2 protein-coding genes are annotated in these 3,179 nt (G+C 63.8%); one reads left to right on the forward strand and one right to left on the reverse strand.

What is annotated here, in order from left to right; genetic code table 11:
- Positions 1-326: DUF1698 domain-containing protein (locus RJQ10_RS08180; protein ID WP_350145455.1), on the forward strand; the 326-nt coding region annotated here is incomplete at its 5' end.
- Between the two features lie 408 nt (positions 327-734).
- On the opposite strand, the gene lon is transcribed toward RJQ10_RS08180, so the two are convergent.
- Positions 735-3,155 (reverse strand): endopeptidase La, encoded by a 2,421-nt coding sequence (lon, locus tag RJQ10_RS08185; protein WP_350145457.1) that lies wholly within the window; start codon positions 3,153-3,155, stop codon positions 735-737.
- Between the last annotated feature and the right edge of the window lie 24 nt (positions 3,156-3,179).

Genomic DNA, 3,179 nt, shown 5'->3' on the forward strand with positions numbered 1-3,179 from the left:
GCCCCGGCGGCCAGCTGGTGCTGGAAACCCTCGTCATCGAGGGGCCCGAGGGAGCCACCCTGGTGCCGGAAGGGCGCTACGCGCGCATGGGCAATGTGTGGTTCCTGCCCAGCTGTGCCACTTTGCTGGGATGGCTGCGCAAGCTGGGCTTCGTGGACGAGGCGCTGGTGGATGTGTCGGTGACCACGGTTGAGGAGCAGCGGACTACGGAGTGGATGCGGTTCCAATCCCTCGCGGACTTCCTCGACCCGGAGGATTCGAGTCGCACGATCGAAGGCTACCCGGCGCCGCGGCGAGCGATAATCACGGCCCGGGTACCTGGGTAGGCCTTCGTTATCGCGCCAATTCTTGTCAGTGCTTTGATCGAGCGACGGCGCGGCCACCTGCTGGTCCTTCGACGGACACGCCGCAAGCACGTCCATGTGGGCTCGGCGACGGCCATCCATGGCCGTCGACGGTCCGTCGAAGGACCAACATGCGTCCGCACCTCTGTGCACCATGCCCTAAAAGCTCAATGCCACTAAGCCCGTTAGCTATCGCGTTCCAACGTTGCACCAAGAGTCAATTCGCAGCGTGACCAAACCAGGCCGGGGGTGTTGCTGCCCCTCCAGGGACCGTTGAGCGCATATATGCGCGATACGAGCCTACATGGACGTATTCACGGCGTGTCCCTGGAGGGGCAGCAACGCCTCCGGCCGGGACCTTTGGCACCCGGAATCCTGAAGCAGGCACCGTCAGTGCAGCGCTTTCTCCCGCCGGTGCTCCTGAAACACAAACTCGAACACCTCCCGGTAGGTGCGCGCAAAGTGCACCTCCAGCCCCTCCCGCAGATAGTCCGGCAGCTCCTCGAAATCGCGGCGGTTGGCGGCGGGCAGGATCAGCTCCGGGATCTTGATGCGCCGCGCCGCGATCACCTTTTCGCGGATTCCGCCGACGGCCAGCACCTGGCCGGTGAGCGTGAGCTCCCCGGTCATCGCCAGGGGGCGCTTGATGCGCTCCTTGCGGGCCAGGGAAATCAGGGCCGTGGCCATGGTGATACCCGCGCTGGGACCGTCCTTGGGTGTGGCACCCTCGGGGACATGCAGGTGCACCATGCTGGTGTCGAAGAAGTCGAGGTCGCAACCGTAGTCCTTCAGGTGGGCGACGACATAGCTGTAGGCAATCTCCGCGGACTCCTTCATGGTGTCGCCGAGTCGGCCGGTGAGCTTGAAGCCCCGGTTGAGGGTGTGCACCTGGGAGGACTCGATCGCCAGGGTGGCGCCGCCCATGGCGGTCCAGGCCAGGCCGGTAGCGACACCCGGGCCGCGCAGGAGTTTCTCGGCCTGGAACACGGGCTGGCCCAGCAGGGTCTCGATATCCTTCTTGCCGACCCGGATGCGGCTCTGCTCGCCCTCGACCAGGTCGACAATGGACTTGCGGATAATGCGGGCCAGCTGTTTTTCCAGGTTCCTGACCCCGGCCTCCCGGCAGTAGCTTTCGATGACATACTTCAATGCGGCGTCGTTGATCTTCAGCTGCTCGTCCTGGACCCCGTGACGTTCCAGCAACCGGGGCCAGAGATGGTTTTTGGCGATGGCGAGTTTCTCCTCCGCGATGTAGCCCGCCAGCCGCAGGACCTCCATCCGGTCCAGCAGCGGGCCGGGAATCGTGTCGAGCTGGTTGGCGGTACAGATGAACAGCACCCGGGACAGGTCCACCCGCATGTCCAGGTAGTGGTCGAGGAAATCGCTGTTCTGCTCCGGGTCCAGAACCTCCAGCAGCGCCGAGGCCGGATCGCCCTGGAAAGAGGCGCCGATCTTGTCGATTTCATCCAGCATGATGACCGGGTTGGCTACCTTCACCTCCTTCAGCGCCTGCACGAACTTGCCCGGCATGGCACCGATGTAGGTACGCCGGTGGCCCTTGATTTCGGCTTCATCGCGCATGCCACCGAGACTGAAGCGATAGAACTCGCGCCCCAGGGCGCCCGCCACGGAGCGGCCAATGCTGGTCTTGCCAACCCCCGGCGGCCCCACCAGCAGCAGGATGGAACCGGCGATCTCACCCTTGAAAGCCCCCACCGCAAGAAACTCGAGGATCCGCTGCTTGACGTCGTCGAGACCGTCGTGGTGGGCGTTCAGCACCTTGCGTGCATGCTTCAGTTCCAGCTTGTCGGCCGAGGTCACGCCCCAGGGCACCTGTGTCGCCCAGTCCAGGTAATTGCGGGTAACGCCGTACTCCGGCGATCCGGTCTCCAGTACCGAAAGCTTGTGCAGCTCGTCGTCGATGCGCTGCTGCACCGGCTCCGGGGGCTGCAGCCTGGCCATCCTTTCCTCGAACAGCTCGATATCCGTACTGCGGTCGTCCTTGGAAATGCCCAGCTCCTTCTGGATCACCTTCATCTGCTCGCGCAGGAAGAACTGCCGCTGTTGTTCGGAGACCTTTTCATTTACCTGGCTGGTGATCTGTCCCTGCAGCTCCGCCACTTCCCGCTCCCGACGCAGCAACACCAGTACCTTCTCCATGCGCGCGAGCAGGGGCAGGGTGTCGAGTATTTCCTGCAGCTGATCTCCCTTGGCGGTGGTGAGGGCCGCGGAGAAGTCCGCCAGCAGGCTGGGCTGGTTGGGATTGAAGTTGGCCAGATACTGCTTGAGCTCCTCACTGTAGAGCGGGTTCAGTGGCAGCAGCTCTTTGATCTCCTTGATCAGGGCCATGCTGTAGGCCTTGATCTCGTCGCTGTCGCGATCGCCCTGGCTGCGCGGATACTCCACCTGCACCCGGTAGGGAACGGTATCGGTCAGCCAGCGGACTATGCGAAAACGCTTGACGCCCTGGGCCAGGAAATGGCCCGGAGTATCCACGCCCGGGGGGCGATGCAGGCGCACCACACAGCCAATTTCAGGAAACTGCCGCGGGTCCGCGCTGCCGGCAGCATGCTGGTCGACATAGCTGAGACCGAGCAGGCCGTGGCCGTCGGCCGCCACCGCCTGCAGGGTGGAATCCCACTCCTGCGGGTTGATCGCCACCGGCTGTACCTGCCCGGGAAAAAACGGACGCTGGGGAATCGGTATCAGATAGAGGGTCTCGGGAAGAACATCGCTGGCAACCGCTGGCGAGTGCCGGGATCCCGCCCGGCTGGCGGAGGTATTGTCCTGGGACTGCTGGCCGTCACTCATGTTTTGCTACCTGTTCAGGATTTG

The organism is Haliea sp., assembly GCF_040222615.1.
GTDB lineage: Bacteria > Pseudomonadota > Gammaproteobacteria > Pseudomonadales > Halieaceae > Haliea.

Excerpts from the sequence above, each read along its gene's own strand:
- lon (WP_350145457.1), bottom strand. The coding sequence starts at position 3,155 with ATGAGTGACGGCCAGCAGTCCCAGGACAATACCTCCGCCAGCCGGGCG.